We start from the raw sequence: 583 nt of genomic DNA, 5'->3' as shown, positions 1-583 counted from the left end.
TATATTATTAAAAATTAAAAAAATATTTCATGGCTGGGTTACTGCGTAACCATCAATGTGTTCGCTTCGCTCACTAATAATAAATAACGACCATAATGTAAATAATAACAATTTGATATTTGTCAATAATCTATTTATGATGTGATTATGTGTTGCTGAGTAGATTGAGTAAATAAAGTTTTTTATTATGACCAAAACAATAAACGAAACAAATAAAGACAATAGCCAAAGTAAACGGATTGATCAGATTAATCAAAAACTGGATATTTTGAAAAAAAGAAAACAACAGATTCTCGCTATTGAAAACACAAAACATCGAAAGCTACTAGTCAAACAAAAAATATTAATTGGCGGCTATCATCTGAATGAACTCAATCACCAGCCCATAAAAGATAAACTCGACTATTTAAAAAAAGTAAAAGCAACCATTGATGGAAAAAGAAAAAGTGATCATTATGCCATCGATTGCTTGATCAATGAATGTCAATAAGTCGATAAATGAAAAGTTAAAAAATATAAAAATACCAGAAAATAAAAATGTCTATTGCAACTGAACAGGAATTAAAAACGCTAATTGAAAAAA

At 27.4% G+C, this 583-nt stretch carries 1 protein-coding gene; it reads left to right on the top strand.

All coding sequences use genetic code 11. The annotated features are described in order from the left end of the window. Positions 1–187: 187 nt before the first annotated feature. The gene (locus F3D62_RS12625) at positions 188–490 is read left to right on the top strand and encodes a hypothetical protein (RefSeq protein ID WP_150468587.1); all 303 of its coding nucleotides are present in this window, start codon (positions 188–190) and stop codon (positions 488–490) included. Positions 491–583: the final 93 nt, after the last annotated feature.

This window comes from Francisella sp. SYW-9 (assembly GCF_008711465.1).
In the GTDB taxonomy this organism is placed as follows: domain Bacteria; phylum Pseudomonadota; class Gammaproteobacteria; order Francisellales; family Francisellaceae; genus Francisella.
The sequence above is the reverse complement of the archived record's forward strand: the minus strand, read 5'-3'. Positions and strand labels throughout refer to the sequence as shown.